This window comes from Clostridium sp. (assembly GCF_050717535.1).
Taxonomy (GTDB): Bacteria; Bacillota; Clostridia; order Clostridiales; family Clostridiaceae; genus Clostridium_AD.
Map to the genome: position 1 here is coordinate 26,892 of NZ_JBOITM010000075.1, position 18,095 is coordinate 44,986.

General features: G+C 30.2%; 16 protein-coding genes. 1 reads left to right on the forward strand and 15 read right to left on the reverse strand.

The genetic code is table 11. The features are described from left to right. Window positions 1-17: 17 nt before the first annotated feature. The 11 genes from ACREVU_RS14215 to ACREVU_RS14265 form a co-directional block, all read right to left on the reverse strand. Entirely contained in the window at window positions 18-326 is a 309-nt protein-coding gene (locus ACREVU_RS14215) for a V-type ATP synthase subunit F (protein ID WP_431552264.1), read from the reverse strand. After that, window positions 319-1,320, reverse strand: a complete 1,002-nt coding sequence (locus ACREVU_RS14220; protein WP_431552265.1) for a V-type ATP synthase subunit C — start codon at window positions 1,318-1,320, stop codon at window positions 319-321. The genes ACREVU_RS14215 and ACREVU_RS14220 overlap by 8 nt, the downstream gene beginning before the upstream one ends. Window positions 1,321-1,389: 69 nt before the next feature. Continuing rightward, window positions 1,390-1,989, reverse strand: a complete 600-nt coding sequence (locus ACREVU_RS14225; protein ID WP_431552266.1) for a V-type ATP synthase subunit E — start codon at window positions 1,987-1,989, stop codon at window positions 1,390-1,392. A gap of 56 nt (window positions 1,990-2,045) precedes the next feature. After that, window positions 2,046-2,522, reverse strand: a complete 477-nt coding sequence (locus ACREVU_RS14230; RefSeq protein WP_431552267.1) for a V-type ATP synthase subunit K — start codon at window positions 2,520-2,522, stop codon at window positions 2,046-2,048. Between the two features lie 13 nt (window positions 2,523-2,535). Next, window positions 2,536-4,494, reverse strand: coding sequence for a V-type ATP synthase subunit I (locus ACREVU_RS14235; RefSeq protein ID WP_431552268.1), 1,959 nt, complete (start codon window positions 4,492-4,494; stop codon window positions 2,536-2,538). After that, complete coding sequence (locus ACREVU_RS14240) at window positions 4,481-4,807, reverse strand: hypothetical protein (RefSeq protein ID WP_431552269.1); 327 nt, start codon at window positions 4,805-4,807, stop codon at window positions 4,481-4,483. Before ACREVU_RS14240 ends, ACREVU_RS14235 begins: the two co-directional genes overlap by 14 nt. A 321-nt stretch (window positions 4,808-5,128) precedes the next feature. Then, window positions 5,129-6,874, reverse strand: a complete 1,746-nt coding sequence (locus ACREVU_RS14245) for a B12-binding domain-containing radical SAM protein (RefSeq protein ID WP_431552270.1) — start codon at window positions 6,872-6,874, stop codon at window positions 5,129-5,131. Further along, on the reverse strand, window positions 6,849-7,388 hold the full coding sequence (locus tag ACREVU_RS14250; RefSeq protein WP_431552271.1) for a class I SAM-dependent methyltransferase: 540 nt from the start codon (window positions 7,386-7,388) through the stop codon (window positions 6,849-6,851). The genes ACREVU_RS14245 and ACREVU_RS14250 overlap by 26 nt, the downstream gene beginning before the upstream one ends. 82 nt (window positions 7,389-7,470) lie before the next feature. Then, a complete protein-coding gene (locus ACREVU_RS14255) occupies window positions 7,471-8,172 on the reverse strand; it encodes a zinc dependent phospholipase C family protein (RefSeq protein ID WP_431552272.1) in 702 nt (233 codons plus the stop codon). Window positions 8,173-8,245: 73 nt separating this feature from the next. Further along, window positions 8,246-9,544: a PQQ-dependent sugar dehydrogenase family protein gene (locus ACREVU_RS14260; RefSeq protein ID WP_431552273.1), complete on the reverse strand. Its 1,299-nt coding sequence runs from the start codon at window positions 9,542-9,544 to the stop codon at window positions 8,246-8,248. A gap of 63 nt (window positions 9,545-9,607) precedes the next feature. Next, a complete protein-coding gene (locus ACREVU_RS14265; RefSeq protein WP_431552274.1) occupies window positions 9,608-10,162 on the reverse strand; it encodes a ferritin-like domain-containing protein in 555 nt (184 codons plus the stop codon). 230 nt (window positions 10,163-10,392) lie between these two features. Here ACREVU_RS14265 and spoVB point away from each other — a divergent pair, with 230 nt between their 5' ends. Continuing rightward, window positions 10,393-11,898, forward strand: coding sequence for a stage V sporulation protein B (spoVB, locus tag ACREVU_RS14270; protein ID WP_431552275.1), 1,506 nt, complete (start codon window positions 10,393-10,395; stop codon window positions 11,896-11,898). Window positions 11,899-11,942: 44 nt separating this feature from the next. Here the strand turns inward: spoVB and ACREVU_RS14275 are convergent, their stop codons facing one another. The 4 genes from ACREVU_RS14275 to ACREVU_RS14290 form a co-directional block, all read right to left on the reverse strand. Beyond that, a complete protein-coding gene (locus ACREVU_RS14275) occupies window positions 11,943-13,571 on the reverse strand; it encodes a putative polysaccharide biosynthesis protein (protein ID WP_431552276.1) in 1,629 nt (542 codons plus the stop codon). A 42-nt stretch (window positions 13,572-13,613) separates the two neighbouring features. Further along, complete coding sequence (locus ACREVU_RS14280) at window positions 13,614-14,567, reverse strand: RluA family pseudouridine synthase (protein WP_431552277.1); 954 nt, start codon at window positions 14,565-14,567, stop codon at window positions 13,614-13,616. 150 nt (window positions 14,568-14,717) lie between these two features. Next, a complete protein-coding gene (locus tag ACREVU_RS14285; protein ID WP_431552278.1) occupies window positions 14,718-15,890 on the reverse strand; it encodes a M20 metallopeptidase family protein in 1,173 nt (390 codons plus the stop codon). Window positions 15,891-15,979: 89 nt separating this feature from the next. Next, the gene (locus ACREVU_RS14290) at window positions 15,980-18,034 is read right to left on the reverse strand and encodes a cell division protein FtsA (protein WP_431552279.1); all 2,055 of its coding nucleotides are present in this window, start codon (window positions 18,032-18,034) and stop codon (window positions 15,980-15,982) included. Window positions 18,035-18,095 lie beyond the last annotated feature (61 nt).

Below are 18,095 nucleotides of genomic sequence, written 5' to 3' on the forward strand. Positions count from 1 at the left end.
GTTATCTCCCTACCTTTCTATAAAATATTTATGCCCACCGCTTTTTCTACATTATCTCTAATTTTTTGCATTCCTATATTAAGTGAGCCTTGATTACTTGGTATTAATATAATGGCAGGAAGCATCTGTCTATTATATCTTTTTATAGTTTCACCTAAATGCTGAGCTATTTGCTCTGTAACAAATATGACCGCATAATTATCAAATGCCATTTTATCTATAACTTTTTTAGCCTCTTCAATTTCAATAACCGGATATACGTCAATTCCAAGGGCTTTAAAAGCAAGTATTGAATCTTTATCTCCAACTACTCCTACTTTATGCATAAACCTCACGCACCCTTTCTCTTATAACCGCCGTATCAACGTTATTTAATTTTCCAACCATAATAATTCTTATTATTTTTATTTCTGTTTCTTTTGCTGCAATAAATGCAAATATTGGCTCAGGTCCAAAAGTGATATATTTAGCAGGTTTTAAATCTTTCATGATAAAATTTTCTGAAAGTTTTTCAAGAAGAGAAAGTTTCCCTGTTTTTATATATTCTTCTAGTCCCATTCTTACAATTTCTCCATACTTAGACGCGGAAAATTTAGCTGCCATATTTTCAATAGGTTCATCAAAGGCTCTTATTAAAATATCCATGGGTATATCCCCACCTAGAAGGATAATCTCTTTTAAAAATTCTACATCCTTTTCTTGCTTCTTTAATCTAATAACTGACTTTATGTTAGAAAAATCCATACTTCTTACAATATAATCAAGTATAAATTTATTTTTTAATTCTTTTGCTCTGGCTAATATATCTATATACATATACTGATCTACTATAATATCTATTTTCTGAGGATCTCTAAGTTTCTGGTAGACCTCATCAGCCTTAAGTATAGTATCTCTCATGCTAGGATTTAATTCTCTATAATCCTCTGTTTTCATGCAGACCTTTAATTTCTCTATCCCCACTGTACCTACAGGAATTAACATATGAAAAAAGTCCTTGTCTAAAGCTCTGCCCTTTAACATTACCTTAATATTATGATAATCATATTTTAGGCTCATAATATCTATTATAGCAGGATCTGGAGAAATACTATACATAAGCGCATATACTCTATTTAACTCCTCTTTAAGTAATAAATTGTAGTCTTCTGGTCTTTTTACAATTCCCATCAAACTTGCATATTCAGTTTCCTGCAAGATTTTAAGCACTTCTTCCGCAGAGGTACTATCAATCATCCTATCAATCTTTACTTTATTAAGGAGTCTTGTTTCTAATACTCTTAGCCTAGCCACAGCTTGTGTAAACTTCATATTATCCATATATGGCTATCCTCCTTGTTTTGCTTTTGGAAGGATAATAATTGTAGTTTATTATCCTTCTTCTTAACTTTAATTGAATAGTACATTAACAATTTCTGACTCAAGCTCATCTCTTAAGGAATTAACTAAACTTTCAAAAGTATTGTTAATTTCTATACCGTTTTTAGCTACAATAAATCCACTTTTTATATCCCTATCTTCAGAACACAATTTTATTTCACCTAGTTTACCTGATGCTACAAGTGCTGAATTTATTCCGGATAAATACTCCTCATTTACAATGTTTTTATATTTCCCAGGAAGTATTATTTCCTCATTTCCAACTATTGGCATTGATAAAAGATATGTTTTCATAATTTCTAAATATTCTACATCACTAATGACTAAAAGTTTTTCTAATGCTTCTACAAATACCTTATTAATCATCTTTTGCTTAGCAACTATCTCTTCGTTTCTTACAGATAACTGAGTATTAGATATAATTCTCTGTTTAACTGTAATCGCTTCAATTTTACTTTCTTCTAGCATTTTACCTTTAAGTACTTCTGCTTTATTTATTTTATTTTCTATCATTAACTTTCCATTATCACTTGCTTCTTTCAATATAGTCTCTGCTTTAATACTCGCATCCTCTATTATCTTAGCTGATAAGTTATCTAAATTTGACATATATTCACTTCCTCTAACTTCTTAGTTTTAAAATTAGAATATCTTGTTTACTAAGATTATACAGTTTGTATAACTAAAATTATTGAAATAACAAATGCTAAAATAGCATATGTTTCAACCATTACAGCGAATATTATAGCTTTTGCCATATGTTCTGGTTTTTTAGCGAGTATTGCAATACCTGCTGCTGAAGTTTTAGCCTGAGCTATTGCAGAATAGTATCCTACAAACGCTATTGGTAAACAAGCCATAAATAAATATAATCCCGAACCTAAAGTCATAGCTGCAACTAATTTAGGTAATACCATAAGTCCTATAACGAAACCATAAAGTCCTTGCGTACCTGGTAACAATTGAAGAATAAGTACTTTACCAAATTTCTCAGGTTCTTCAGTTGTGAGTCCCGCACCCGCTTCACCAACTAAACCTACACCTTTTGCTGATCCAATTCCAGGTAAAATAACCGCTAGTGCCATCCCCAATACAGCGAATACAATTCCACCATTTTTAGATAAAAATTCCATAAATGTCATTATTAATTCCTCCTCAAATTTGCTTTTCTTTAATTATAGTAATATACTGATTTGCTGATTTAAACACTTTGAAGGCTTTTCCTCCACCTTCATAAAATTTACTGAAATATTCTACATATTGAAGCCTAGCACTATGAACAAACGCTGATAATGCACTTAATAATAAATTAAACGTTTGTGTAGCTACAAATATAAATATACCTATAATAATATTAAAAGGTGTTGGCATCATTCTAATAATCATATTAAAAGATGCTGCTATGAATCCACCAGCAAGTCCGATTGCCATAATTCTTGAATAGGAAACTAAATCTCCTATATAGCCAGATATGCCATATAATCCATAAAGACCTCCGGCAATTTTTCCGCCAATGCCTTTGTTTTGTCTTCCTTGGGTTAGTACTAGTGCAACCATCCCTGTTATCATAACCCATTTACCTATATTAATTACAGCTGGGCTTAAACCTAATGATGATCCACCTAATAATAAAAATGCTCCAGTTAATGCAGCATACCATGTTAGAACATCATAAACAGCATCCATTGGTTTACCATCGCGAATAAGTATATATCCTTTGATTCCCAAACCAAAATAAATTTGGAATGCACCCATTATAATGGATATTATAAGTAAAAGCATTATATCTTCTTTAGGAGTTATTATAGATTTAAAAGGAATTAAATCCCCAAAGAAACTTCCATAAACAATTCCTGCCATTACTGTTGGTATACTTAGAAACATGAAAAACTTAGCGAATCTTCGTTGCCCTTCATCTAAATTGAATTTGGTTAATGCAAGCAATGTTACTATAAATATTACTACCCCATATCCAATATCAGCCAGCATCATTCCGAAAAACACCATGTAAAAAGGTGTCAATAGCGGTGTCGGATCTATCTCTGAATATTTAGGTAAACTATACATTGATGTTATTAGTTCAAAAGGTTCAACAATAGAACTATTTTTTAAAAGTATTGGTACTTCTTCATCTTCTTTATTAGCCTCTTCTACTTCTAAATAAAAATTTTCATTAGTTATAGCCTTTATCGACTCTTCTAACTCACTGACAAATCCTGTTTGTACCCATCCCTGCACTGCAACTACACTTTCTGTTTTCAAAAAATTTTCACAAGCTGATGCCTTTATATGTTTATTGGATAAATATTCAGATACTATTTTGAAATCATCTAAATACTGACAATCATCTTTTATTTCCGCATTTGTTCTTTGTTCTTCTTTTGATATCTCTTCTAACCTAGCCTTATATCCCTTTACTACCTCAGCTGGAATTCCATCACATTTCAAATTAATATTACTGAAATTGTAAAGTTTAAGTATTTCTTTTGCTTTATCTTCATAATCTTTATAAACTATAGCAATTATATTTACAGCCTCTTTTACTTCGCTAATAATTTCTAGGTATGAATATGGGATTTCACTTTCAAATTTTTCTCTAAAAGTCTCTTTTGAAACTTTTGACAGTGACCCCATTAGAAATATGGAGGACTTCAGTGTTTTTAGATCTTCAAAAGGTGCATCTAAGGATATCCATGGAGTTAACACTTCTATTTCAGAATCAATTTTAGCTCTTTCACTTTTCATTTGTAACAAATAATTATCTTTTTCTTTTAACCTATTATAGTTTTCATTATAGTTTGATTCTTTAGCTAGTTTTTCTAATTCATCATAACTAAGTATTCTTTTACCCTTGACTAAGGATTTTATAGCCCCTTGTTTTTCTGTGTGCTTTAGTAACAGCTCAAGAGCAAATTTTACTTTCGCTTGTTCACCTTCTAAATAAGAAACTTTTTCATTCTCAGAGTCTTTTTTAAGAGATTGCAAATGTTCTTCATCAAGTTGTTGCAGATTTATAAATTGAACATTTTCAAATCTATGAAGTTTATCGAGCAAAGTTTCTTTTTGTGATTCAAAGGCAAATAATGTAAACTTACTCATTTTAACTATTGCCATTATTTTTCACTATCCTCTCAACCACTTTGTTAACCGCCTTATCAAATTTTTCGCACTCTAAATTAAGTATATTATCTACCTCTATTTTACCTTGATTTAAAATTGGTTCAGAATTTATTCTTCCTTCCTCTTTAGCAATTTCGATGATTTTTTTAATTTCTTCTTTAGCTGCATCCAAAACCCTTTTGTACTGACCTTCAGCTTCAATCTCAGATTTCTTTAGTATATCCTTACTACCTTCAATTGCCTTATTGATATTCTCTGTTGCCTGCTGTTCTGCATCTTTTATACTCTTTATTGCCTCTAATGCCAAAATATCACCACCTTTTTTCTAAAAAGGGACATGTAAACAAATAGCATGTCAGTATGCTACTCAATTTTTATGTACCTAAATAGGTTTAATGAGTCAGTTCAATTATTACTACTTTTGATAATAACAAACACTGAATATAATTTGGTATTTATTATTATACTTTATGTAGTATCGAATACAACTTGTATTATACTTAGTATTTTTACAAATTTCAACTTCTTTTTTTAAATCAATGAATATTCATAAAATTAGCTTAACTTAATATAGTATATATCATTTTAGAGGAAAATATAGTTTTTTTTGTAATTTTATAATATTTTTTTATACACAATCTAAAATGGATGTTATATCTACTATATTCTCCTCATCGTTAATATCATAAACTAAATAATGAATTTCTTCACAAATAGTATTGTTATCTATATATTGTAAGATATCAATCATAAATCTTTCAATATGAATATTATTTGCTTTTTTCATACTATTATTTTCTAAATATTTATCCTTAATTTCTCTCTCTATTTCTTTATCTATATCCCTAACTAAAAAATCTGGAAGCCATTTCTTTTTGTTATATTTAAGATAGTCATATTTAACAATCTCTTTTAGTGCAAAATCTTCTTGTTTAAGTTTTTCCGCATTAAATTCAATAAATATCCTATAATAATCTACCGAAGAAATTTTCCTTGCTAAACACCCCTTATCATAAAAAAATAATCCTAGCTGGTAATAAAAATCAAAGGGTGTATTAAATTTTCCTACAAAATAAGTTAAAATAGTGCTGAATTTTTGTGAGTTATAGTATTTGTCTACCATTTTCTCTACCCTTTTTAGCTTAACTAACTCGTCATAGCTTATATCCTTAGTTCTTAGAATTTCATAAGGTGAGTAAGGTGAATAGGACATTCCCCAAATCCCCACTTCATTCATCATGTCTGAACCTTTAAGTAATTTCAAAAATCCTAGTTGTATTACTTCTATATTAAGGCTATAAACATCATTAAAAGAATTTCTAAAAGATTCGTAATCTTCTCCGGGAAGACCAGCTATTAAATCTAAATGTTGATTAATAGTCTTTATTGCCTTTACCCTTAGAACCTTTTCCTTTATTTCCTCAAAGGTTACAAATCTATTTATATTATTAAGGATTGTAGGATTTGTTGTTTGTACTCCCACTTCAAATTGAAATCTCCCCTTTGGAGCCTTAGATAAAACGTCTAACTCCTCATCAGATAATAAATCTGCTGAAATTTCAAAGTGAAAAGTTATTTCCCCTTGTATCTTTAATAAATATTTCCAAATTTCTATTGCAAATTTATGATTACAATTAAAAGTTCTATCTACAAACTTTACTAGAGTTACTTTTTTATCAGCAAGAAATTGCAACTCTTTTTTTACTCTTTCAACATCTAAAAATCTAGCTCCATGTGAAGTAGAGGAAAGACAATATTTACACTTAAAAGGGCATCCTCTAGATGCTTCATAATAAACTATTTTATTGGTCAACTCTTCATCATCATTATATGGAAAAATAATCTTATTCATATCCATTAATGGTCTTTCCCCATTGTATTCAACTTTTTCATTTTTCCAATAACACAATCCAAGTATTTCTCCAATTTTTACATTATTTTCATGTCCATTCCTAGTTTTATCCATATTTTGCTTATCACTTTTCTCACTAGCAATCTTCCACTTAATAAATTCACTATATGTTATCTCACCTTCACCTTGAATTACATAATCACCTACATTCTCCACAAGAAAATCTTCACAATTATAACTAACCTCTGGTCCGCCATAAAGTATTTCAATCTTACTACTTACAAGTTTTATAAGATTTGCTACCTTCTTAACATACTCAATATTCCAAATATAACATGAGAATGCAACAAGATCTGGTTTGCACCGCAAAATCTCCTCTAAAATCCTCTCAATTTGATCATTAATAGAAAACTCCATAATTTCACATTCATAATCTAAATCTTTAGTATATGTTTTTAAATACCGTACCGCCAAATTGCTGTGTATATATTTTGCATTAATCCCTACTAATGTTACTTTCATCTTCTGATTTTCCTCTCCTTTTACATACCATGTAATAAATATTATCTGAATTTTTCAAAGTGGTTATTTTAAAATAAGGTTGTAGAATTCTCATTGTACTTTCTTTAGAATTATTTTTAAATATATTTAAGTCTCTTAAATTTATTTGTTTTGTACTTTTATCAGGTAAAAGTATATTAATACTAGAACTAAAAGTATTGAGGAACCCTTTATCTATGTCCCATATATATAAGAGCCCGTCTTCTTTCAAAAATTTATATATATCTTTTATTAATGTTTTTTTACTCTGTGTCAATTTTATTCCACTTAAAGTAAGAAAAAGCACACAGGTGTCATAAGACCCTTCTTTTATTTTGTGCATATCATTTTTACCCTCTACATACTCTACACAACTTCTGTCATCAATATATTGTTTACATATATTGTATATGATTCCATGGTTAGAAAAACCTATATCCAATAAATTTCCTTTGAAAATTTCTTTCTCTAGATTTATAAAAACCTCCCTTTTCAATTATTGACCCCCTCGCCAAATATATTTTACTTGTTTTTAAAATATTCTTCAAAAATAAAATAATTCCTCTAAAATAAAGGAATTATTTCTTAATTTGGTTATAAAAATTCAACATTAATCCCGCTGTAGTCTTTTGTGCTCTTTGAACTATGAGCACAGATATTTTATTATACTTTTCTTCTTTACTTTTTACATTTGCATAATAAATATAAGTTTTATTAGCAAATAATGCGTTGTTTTTTATATAGTCTTCTACCTTATCCTCTTGTATTATTTCATTAAAAATGGGAAAAGAATAATCACTCATTAATTTACTTATAATCCAAAGTTCAAAATTTCTATGACTTTTTAGGAGCTTATTATTCACATGTTGAGGAACTGTAGAATCTTGAACTAAATGGCATGCTGCTCCAAAATAGAACAACGCTTGCCTATTGTCTCCTTCTTCCACAAATTTCAAAGCAGTTTTATAATATTTTTGAAATTCCGTTAATGCATTTGAAAATCCATAAAGGCCAGTACCTTTTAAATGATGATAAAAATGATTTGAACTTTTAAAATCTTGATCTGCCCAAGTAACCCCTTTGTTTAATTCTTTTATATGTGATTTGTAGAAACTATGAACTTCACCGTACCCTTGATTTTTTAATATTTCTATAGCTTGAATATTTATAAACTTATGAACAATACAATGAGTCTTCATAATCTTTTTTTTAATTGGATTTGCTGCTATCATTAATCCTTTTAGTGTTTTTCCGTAGGTAGCTTCAATTGTTTTCTTCAAACTGTTCACCTCTTAATTTAGTATACACTAAATATACTTTGAAAACATATTATCAAAATATATTTACTCTATTTTAGTTCTTTTTGTACAAACCCACAAGTATACTACCTATTAAAGTTAATACAATTGCCATTAGATAATAATTGGTTTTTTGCGTTACTGTGCTCATATCAAGACTTTCATTTTTTCCTATACTAATTATATATCCACTTTTAGAGTCTAAAACTATTAAATTGTTAAAGAACTTCATACTAGATATATAGTTATCCTTGTAGAAATTGATTTTTTCATTAATAGCACCCGTGCTATTTAAACTGTATATACTATTATCATTCTTTTCATAGAAATATATACAGTCTTTCTCTCCTAGTATTCCTTTTTGATCAACTGCTAAACTTACTAAACTATCTACTGATTTATGTTGATAAATTGGTGCAGGTGGGTTTGTTGTGGGATGCTGTTCTAAAATAAATGGTATAGTATTATTATTTGAACCTTTAAATTTAGGAGAATTTATTGGATCTCCACCAGTATAATCTGGAAAACCATACCATGCGTTTTTTTTAATTTGGTATATATAATCACTGTCTCCTATTACTGGTCTTAGTCCTCTATTCTCCATGCCCCCCACTATGGCTAATACCTTGCCCCCCGTATTAAAGTCTATGGACTTTATATTTCTTATGCCCCAAGCAAAATTTCCTTGTGCTCCTGTTTTTAGATTGTAAATTATTATAGATGAATTTCCAGGCATATGTTCTGTTATAATTTGTCCCTTAATATTTCTAGTTTTATATGAAACAAATGCTCCTGTTTTTTCTTCTCCAAAATCAGTTCCTTTTATAGTTATCCTTTTGGCTGTAATATCATGGTTTTCAGGGTAATCATCTATCCACTGATTGTCCAACCCTACTACTCCAGAGTTTGTTGCTGCCCCTATTGTAACAAATAGATATTCACCATTAACTCTAATAAAGCTCTTATTATAATCCCCATAATTAGGTATATTTTTAATTATTTCAATATTTTCTTTTGATATTAAACTATAAGAATAAACTTTAGTACCTGATGCGTAGTACAATACCCCATTGTTATAATCTAAACTAGTTATAACAAGATTTTTGTTAGTAAATATATTGTATGCTTTACCATTTTTCTCAATGTACTGTATCTTATCTTTAAATGCTACGTAATAATTACCTTCACTATCTCTCGTAAAATCTACCGCATCACTTAAACCTTTAAACAATATCTCTGATTTTATAAGTTTATCCTTTACAGTAACCTTATATTCTTTAAAAGAACCCTTCACCGAAAATAATACAAAAGCCATTGTAACTAAAATCACAATAAATCCAATGGTCTTCTTCATACTCCCCCCCTAAATTATAAATACTCTAATCTATATATATTTATATAAATTAGAGTATATGTGTTAATAATCACTAGCAATTCGTATATGATTTCGTTCAACCTCAGCTAAAGCAACAAATGCCTCTTTAACAATTAAACTACTTACTTCTTTTGCATATTTTTCATAAAATTTCACAGCATGAGTTTCTTTGTTCTCTGCTAGCTTCATTAAACTTTTGTCGCTTTTATATTTACTATAATCTATATGAACTAATTTAGGTAGTTCATTGAAGCTTCCTAAATTTTGATTGACTATAGCATGCATCCTTTCAATGTTTGCAAGTGCTACAAAAATTTCTTTTACTTCCATACTATGAGCAAGCTTTGATGCTGCATTATAAAATTCATAATTGAATGTTTCTAGCTTCATAGCATGGTCTAATATTATTAAAGTATTCTCATCTAAACTTTCAGCATTAACCCTATACTTTTCTCCTCCAGTTTTTAAATACTTAGCAGTCACACCACAAAAGGGGCAATACTTAATATCTTCCCTTTCATTTTGTTCTAATAAGCTTAGATTATTCATACCAAAATTATTTGTAGTTATTTTCATACCACATATCACACATCTCACATTACTAACCCCCATGATTACCCTTAGAATAGGATCTAATTTTTATTTACAATAATATTTAGAACGCATTTAAATATACTAATACAGTTATTTTAACATAAAAAGCCCTCCTAAGCATTTATGTAACGCAATTTATTTTCATGTTCCCATAGAATATAATCAGGTCGTTTCACATACTAATTATTAATACCTGTTACTTGCACAAGTTAAAGAACAAGGAGGTGGCTTTTATGCTTAAAGATAATTTCTATAGAGATTCGATAATACTCACAGTTTCTAATCTTACTGCCGGTATACTCAGATTTATGTTTTCCATTTTACTTTCAAAAAAATTAGGGGCAGAAGGTATGGGTCTATATAGTCTTGTAATGCCTATTTACGATCTATTTGTTTGCCTTATTTGTGGAGGAATGGTAACCGCTATTTCAAAAGAAGCCTCAGCCTATTATGGAATAAATGACTATGGCAACCTGAATAAAACTGTACATACCACCTTAGTCTTTGATTTTATTTTTGCTATATTGATAACAATTTTAGTTTTTCTTTTTTCACCTTTTATTAGTACATATATAATTAAGGACGTAAGAACGCTTTATTCCCTTTGGGTTATTTGCCCTGCATTAATATTTGTTGCACTCTCTTCTATATATAAAGGCTATTTCTATGGTATTTCAAATGTTAAAGTACCTGCAATCATAGATATAGTTGAAAAGTTCGTAAGAATGGCTATAATACTAGCATTAATTAATGTTTTTGCATTAAAAACTATAACTTCTACTGTAACTGCAACTTATATTTCCTTAAGTATTGGAGAATTTATAAGCTTTATTCTATTATTTATATTTTATAATAAAAGCAAAAATAAATTTAGAAATTACAGAAATAAAACAGAAGGAAGAGCTCAACTTTTATTTAATGTTCTTGTTGTTTCCTTGCCACTAAGCTTAAATGGCTTTTTAACCACTATTATTTCAGCCCTGTCCACTTTAATCGTGCCTAGGCGACTAGTTTATGCAGGCATAGAATACACAGCGAGCTTAGCTCTAATAGGTAAATTTTCAGGAATGGCTATGACTATTGTTTTCTTTCCATTTATTATAGTAATGTCCATGGCAACCATGTTAACTCCAGATATTTCTAAAAGTGTTATAAAAAATGATTATCATTCTTTAGAGAATAGAATAGTAGAGGTTATAAAAATCTCGTTTTTACTTGGTATTTCAACTATGATAGTATGTTTAAGTGCTGGAGACTCCCTTGGGAAACTTTTTTTCGACAGATATGACTTAGGTACTTATATACGCCTGGCTGCCCTAAGCGCACCCTTCATGTATATGTCCGGTTCAACCTATGGAATTTTAAATGGACTTGGCAAACAAAAGGCTCTTTTAATAAATTCAGTAATAACCGCTATTTTACAGCTTATCTTGCTATATGTGCTTCTAGGTATTCCAAGCATAAATATTTTAGGTTATGGTATAACACTTTTCATAACCTCTGTAGTAAACTTTATACTAAATATTGTTGCAATCAAAGGAAGCTGTTATATTAAATTTTCAGCCACAGAACTTTCAATAGATATTTGTCTTAGTATATTTTTATACTTTATATTGAAAATACTAGATAATACTCTACCAAATTCTATATTTATTACTAAAAACATATTGATTATTATTACCGGATTCTCCCTTTTATTCTTTTCTATTTTACTCACAAAAAAAAGCAAACAAGCCTAAGGCACAAAATAGCCTTAGACTTGTTTATTTTGTTATCTATATTTCTATCTAATTCTATGTAAAATAGACTTAGGTATAAGTTTTGTAATTTTGCTTGGGAATACCTCCAAATCCTCTTTAGATATTCCACCTATTATAACTAAGGTGAAGAAATAAGTTAATATGGCAAAAATTATAGCAACTAATATAGCAAAAGCATTAGCAAAATACCCTTCGCCAGCAAGACTAAATGCAAAATTAAATCCACCATATATTACTTTTGCTATAAGTGCCATAACACCCGAGGCTATTATTGGTTTACTTGCATGACTAAATAGATTAGTTTTAACCCTTAGCGCTTTGTTCATTGCATAATAATTCAATATTAAAACTATGCCAAAACTTACTCCATTACCCATAACAGCACCTAATATATTAAAGCTGGGGATGGCCACAAAAATATAATTAACAATTATTTTCCCTATTAATCCTAATACTGCATAGAAGGTAACTAAATAAAGCTTTCCAATTCCTTGAAGAATTGAGGTTTGGATAGTAACCACAGCCATGAGTATTATTACCCCGGAACCATATATAAGTAATCTTGATACATCAGAATCATATTGTAGAAGCTCTATTATTGGTTTAGCTAAAACTGCAAGTCCAACAGCTGAAGGTACTGCAACTAAAAAACATAGCCTAAAGGCATAATTAACTTTAGATCGAACAGCTTTTTTATCCCTAACAGCCATTAAGCTAGATATAGATGGCAGAATAGTTATAGCTAGTGAAGAAATAATAGCTATAGGAACACCTATTAATGTTGTATATTGAGTTAATACACCCCATAAAATAGTAACTTGTCTTTCAACAATTCCAGCATCAAACATTCTTGCTTGAACTATCCTTAAATCAATTAGTAAACCAGATTGTTGTATTCCTAAACATATAGTCATTGGCATTGCATAACTAAATAGCTTTTTTATTAGTCTTTTAGTAGTCAATCTTTTTATATCTAATTTATTATGTCCTTTGGGCACTCTAAAAACTTTATTTTTTTTATAGGCATGAATCATATATGTAACAGCAACTAAGGCTCCTAAAGATGTACCCACCGTACCGCCTGCCGCACCTGCTGCTATCCCATATTTCATAAAATATGCTGCAAAAACCAAACTAAAAATAGTATTTGCAATTTGCTCTAGTACTTGTGATACAGCTGTTGGAGTCATATTTCCTCTTCCTTGAAAATACCCTCTATATGCTGATAATACAGATGATACTAAAATAGTTGGAGCAAGGGCCATAATTGCTAGTTTTGCAGTAGCACTTTTGGTTATGTTTGCCAGCTGCCCTGCAAAAATAAGCATTAATAATGACATAGTCAGACCTAAAATAAAAAGTAAAAATCTAGCTATTTTAAAAGTCTTCACAGCATCTTTGTAATTTCCTATTGCTATGAGCTCTGATACCATCTTGGATATAGCCACAGGAATACCTGCATTTGTTAATACATATATGTATACAAATATAGGATATGCACGTGCATATATACCATACCCCTCTCTTCCTAATATTTTAATTAGAAAAGGTACATAGAGTAAGGATATAATCTTAACCATAAAACCTGCCGCAGATAATATGGCAAAGCCTTTTGATGTAGATTGTTTTTTTGGATTTGCACTTTCACTCATTAAATCATCACCTTCAGTACTAAAATGTTGACTAAACAAACACTAAAATTTGAATACATCCTTTTTAATCTTCTTTAATACTGGTGGTAAGCTTTCTGCAATAGTTTTATTCTCCATATAAGAAAATTCCTCTGGGCAATTCTTAAATGTTGCCTTATATGCATATAAAAATTGATAGTTCAAACCATATTTATTATCGAAGAAACTATTCATTTTTTTATCTCCATATTTTGGATCGCCAATAATTGCATTCCCTAAGTGACTTAAATGCGCTCTAAGTTGATGGCTTCTTCCTGTTAATAAATTAATATCTATTAGAGAAAATGTACCACAGCTTTCTATAGTTTTAACTTCCATTGCTATTCTTTTTGTATCTGGCATTTCAGTGTCAAACACCTGTGATATATTTGCATCCTCATTTTTATATATATATCCCTCATAAATTCCATCTTTAATTCTATTTTTTACAAGTGCCATGTAAAATTTCTCAACGTTTCTTTCTCTTATCATCTCATTTAAAAGCTTAAGAGATTTGAAATTTTTTCCAAATATAACTATGCCTGAAGTGTTTCTATCTAATCTATTACATGGTGCTGGTGTAAAAGTTATTTCATTTTCTGGCTGGTAATCTCCCTTATCATACAAATAAGATAACACATAATCTATTAAGGTAGCTTCTCCACCCTTTTTATCAGAATGAACTAAAACACCTGGCCATTTTTCCACCATTAATATATTGGAATCTTCAAAGGTTATTTTTAATTTATTATCAATTCTTTGAAAGGGTTCTTTTTTAACATCGCTAGTAATATATTTTGTTTCAACAATATCACCTTCAATTAAACAATGTTTTTCCTTGATTTTACTACCATTAACCCTAATATCACCTTTTCTAAAAGCTTTATATATTTTGCTTAGTGGTACATCTCCAAGTACTTTTCTCATAAATTTATCCGTTCTTTGTCCTGCTTCATTTGCTCCAATTTCTATTCTCATACAAATCCTCCTAATTATTCCATCTCTAGTACATCTATCTATAGTTTTTTATCTAATGACGAATTCCCTATATAATTAAATTTATCTCGTAATAAATCACTTTACACTTTTAAAAAATTACATCAAGCATTAATTATATACTAAAATGTGCTATGAATTCAATAGAAATTCATAAGCTAATTTACATTGCAATGCTACACCTATGGATAAACAGCTCTCATCTATGTCAAATAAACTTCCATGAGCCGGATTATCTATACCTTTTTCCTGGTTTCCACATCCTAAAAAGTAAAATAGCGCTGGTCTTTCATTTGAGAAATAAGCAAAACTTTCCACACCCATGGTAGGCTGGTCTACTTTATAAACATTACTTTTTCCAATTGCTTCACTTGCCTTTATTTCAAACAATCCTGCTAAGTCATCATTATTATAAAGACAAGGATAACTTTCCTCTATTTTAATTTCACATTTCCCCCTCATAGAACTAACTATGCCTTCTACTACTTGAACTAATCTTTTCTTTATGTATTCCCTATGTTCACTTTTCATCGATCTAATAATTCCTGATATTATAACTTCTTCTGGTATAATATTTTGAGCTGTGCCTCCATGAAAAGTACCTATAGTAATTACAGCAGCATCTGTAGGTGGTATTTCCCTGCTTACTATGCTTTGAAGTGAAATAATAACATTACTTGCTATTACAATAGGATCAATAGTCATATGTGGACTTGCACCATGCCCTCCTTTACCCATTATTTTTATAGTAAATGGGTTTGATGCTGCATATGCCACACCTCTTTTTAAACCAACAGTTCCCGCCTCTAACCACTCTTCTACATGAAGCCCAATAACAGCATCCACCTTAGGGTTTTCTAGTACTCCTGCACTAATCATGAGTGGTGCCCCACCAGTAGTTTCTTCTGCAGGTTCAAAAAAGAATTTAACGTTTCCATTAATTTCATCTTTAATACTATTTAAAATTTTAGCTGCACCTAAAAGTATAGTGGTATGAGCATCATGTCCACAAGCATGCATTTTTCCAGAAGTTTTTGAGGAATAACTGCATACTTTCTTATCCTCTAGGGGAAGTGCATCCATATCTGCCCTTAGTGCGATGGTTTTATCACCCTTACCTCTAATAATCGCGCAGATTCCTGTTCCCGCTACCTCGTAAAACTCAATACCTTCCTTTGATAAAAAATCTTTTACCTTTTGGGAAGTTCTAAATAAATCGAAACCTAGTTCTGGATTTTCATGAAGATCCCGTCTTATTTTTATTAATTCACTCTCAATATCTTTTGCCTTAGCTAAAAAATCCATTATTAACACCTCTTTACTTGCATGCCATCCAAAAAAATAACTAGTGAGTAAACTGCTTATTCTAGTCTTTTGTTTCGGATGAACCAATGCTATTTTTCCCAATATATCTTGATTATATCTCCATTGTTTAGTGGCTGGTAATAACTAGCTTTGATGTCATTCAGCATCAGTATTAGATTTCCCTTTGACTTAGATAAATCAAATTCTACATAATCAAATATATCCACAAATATATATTTTTCTTTATTTTTAAGGGTTATGATTTTTTTATTAACTTCGACAACAACTTGAACCATGACTTTTCCTACTTCATTTCCTACTTTATTATGTACATCTTTTGTTCCATCATATTCATTATTAATTACCTTGCTCTCATATCTTTCTACAACAGGTTTTTCATCTTTTATAGTTGCACTATATATTTTGTCCCCTTCTTTTATAACATATTCCACAAAAATTTCACTATTATTCATTATGAAAGTTGAGGCTTTTACAATATCCGGATAATTTTCTGCATAGTCCTGCATTGTAGTAGGGATTACTATAGTAACATTGTCATCTTCTTTTATTACAGCATTTATTAGAGCTCTCTCCCCATTAATGAATCCTATTGGTTCAATGTTTTGTATTATATCATCAAAGTAAAAACTCACGGCTTGAATATTCTTCACAAAATCCATAATTCTAGGCTCAGCATTTTTCCCATCTTTAGAGAAACTAACTTCTATAATATCGCCCTCTTTTACCTCAGAATCAATATTACTAAGGGTATCATTTATCTTGATCTCTGCCCCCACACCTAAAGTTCCAAAAGCTACTCTTTTTATTCCATCAACTATAAATCTTATATTACGTCCATTCTTACCAATCAATATTTTAGGGCTAATGCCTTCTTGCACCATTACATCCATAACAGTATGTTTATGTGCATTAAATAAACTTACAATTTTATCATTTATAGTAACATCAACAAAGTCATGTCCTAATTTCTTAATTGATATAAGTGCTATCCCTAAAACTGTAACCCCAACACTTCCCATTTCGTCGTTACAAATACAGTCAACCACTGCTTCTCTGCCTTTAATTGCAACCCTTTGTATTGGAAGATTTAAAATTTTCGATATATTTTCTTTTATTAATGGCGTATGTGCTCCACCTCCTACTAGAAATACAGCATTAGGAGCTTTCCCTCCATTTAATTCAATTATTTTGTTTCCAATTTCTTCTGAAATCTTCATTACTACAGGACTAATTATTTTTAATACTTCCTCTGGCTCTATTTCATTATCAAGCCCTAAAACATCAGTATATTGAATTTTGTTTTTGCCACCGCATTGCTTTTTAATTTCTTCAGCTGTATTAAAATCCACTAAATATGCTTGTGCTACTATTTCTGTTACCTCATCACCCGCCATAGGTACCATACCATATGCACTTATACTATCCTTACTACTAATAGCAATATCGGAAGTACCTGCACCAATATCCACTAATGCTAAATTCAAGAGTCGCAGCTTCTGTGGTATTGCAGCTTCCATGGCCGCTATTGGCTCTAGGGTTAAACTTACAACCTCAAGTGAAGCCTTATTCATAACTACATAAAGACTATCGACTACTGACCTAGGAAGGAAGGTAGCGATTATTTCAACTGCAATCTTTTCTCCTTTGTGTGAGTTTAAATTTGAGATTATGTATCCATTTAAGTAATAATTTTTCACGCTATATCCTACACAATAAAGCTTACCTTGAGTAGACTTATTGACTTCATTTTCTGCCATTTTAACCGCAGTAAGGTCTAAACTTCTAATAACTTCCCTATTAATCTCACTATCGCTTTCTACTTCTATTTCTGACTTTATTGTTGTAGTCCTTAAAAATCTTCCAGCAGCAGCAATAGCTACTTTAGATAATGAAATATTTAAGATTCCCTCTAACTGCTTTTTAACCCTTTTTACTCCATTAGCTACAAGTTGAATATCATGAATCTGACCATCGACCATAGCTCTTTCTTCATGTTCTATATAACTTTCAGCAATAACTTGAAATTTTTTCTCCGTGATTACTCCTACTGTCCCTATGATGGATCTTGTCCCTATATCTAATGCAAATATGAGTTCTTCACCATTTATATTTGTGATTTCCATTTTTATACCTCTTCTTCACAAAATTATTTAAATATATATTAGGCAAATATTATACAAAATT

Bases quoted from the DNA above. Each gene is read 5' to 3' on its own strand.
- ACREVU_RS14215 (WP_431552264.1), bottom strand. From the start codon at position 326: ATGCATAAAGTAGGAGTAGTTGGAGATAAAGATTCAATACTTGCTTTT.
- ACREVU_RS14220 (WP_431552265.1), bottom strand. From the start codon at position 1,320: ATGGATAATATGAAGTTTACACAAGCTGTGGCTAGGCTAAGAGTATTA.
- ACREVU_RS14225 (WP_431552266.1), bottom strand. From the start codon at position 1,989: ATGTCAAATTTAGATAACTTATCAGCTAAGATAATAGAGGATGCGAGT.
- ACREVU_RS14230 (WP_431552267.1), bottom strand. From the start codon at position 2,522: ATGACATTTATGGAATTTTTATCTAAAAATGGTGGAATTGTATTCGCT.
- ACREVU_RS14235 (WP_431552268.1), bottom strand. From the start codon at position 4,494: ATGGCAATAGTTAAAATGAGTAAGTTTACATTATTTGCCTTTGAATCA.
- ACREVU_RS14245 (WP_431552270.1), bottom strand. From the start codon at position 6,874: ATGAAAGTAACATTAGTAGGGATTAATGCAAAATATATACACAGCAAT.
- ACREVU_RS14260 (WP_431552273.1), bottom strand. From the start codon at position 9,544: ATGAAGAAGACCATTGGATTTATTGTGATTTTAGTTACAATGGCTTTT.
- spoVB (WP_431552275.1), top strand. From the start codon at position 10,393: ATGCTTAAAGATAATTTCTATAGAGATTCGATAATACTCACAGTTTCT.
- ACREVU_RS14275 (WP_431552276.1), bottom strand. From the start codon at position 13,571: ATGAGTGAAAGTGCAAATCCAAAAAAACAATCTACATCAAAAGGCTTT.
- ACREVU_RS14280 (WP_431552277.1), bottom strand. From the start codon at position 14,567: ATGAGAATAGAAATTGGAGCAAATGAAGCAGGACAAAGAACGGATAAA.
- ACREVU_RS14285 (WP_431552278.1), bottom strand. From the start codon at position 15,890: ATGGATTTTTTAGCTAAGGCAAAAGATATTGAGAGTGAATTAATAAAA.
- ACREVU_RS14290 (WP_431552279.1), bottom strand. From the start codon at position 18,034: ATGGAAATCACAAATATAAATGGTGAAGAACTCATATTTGCATTAGAT.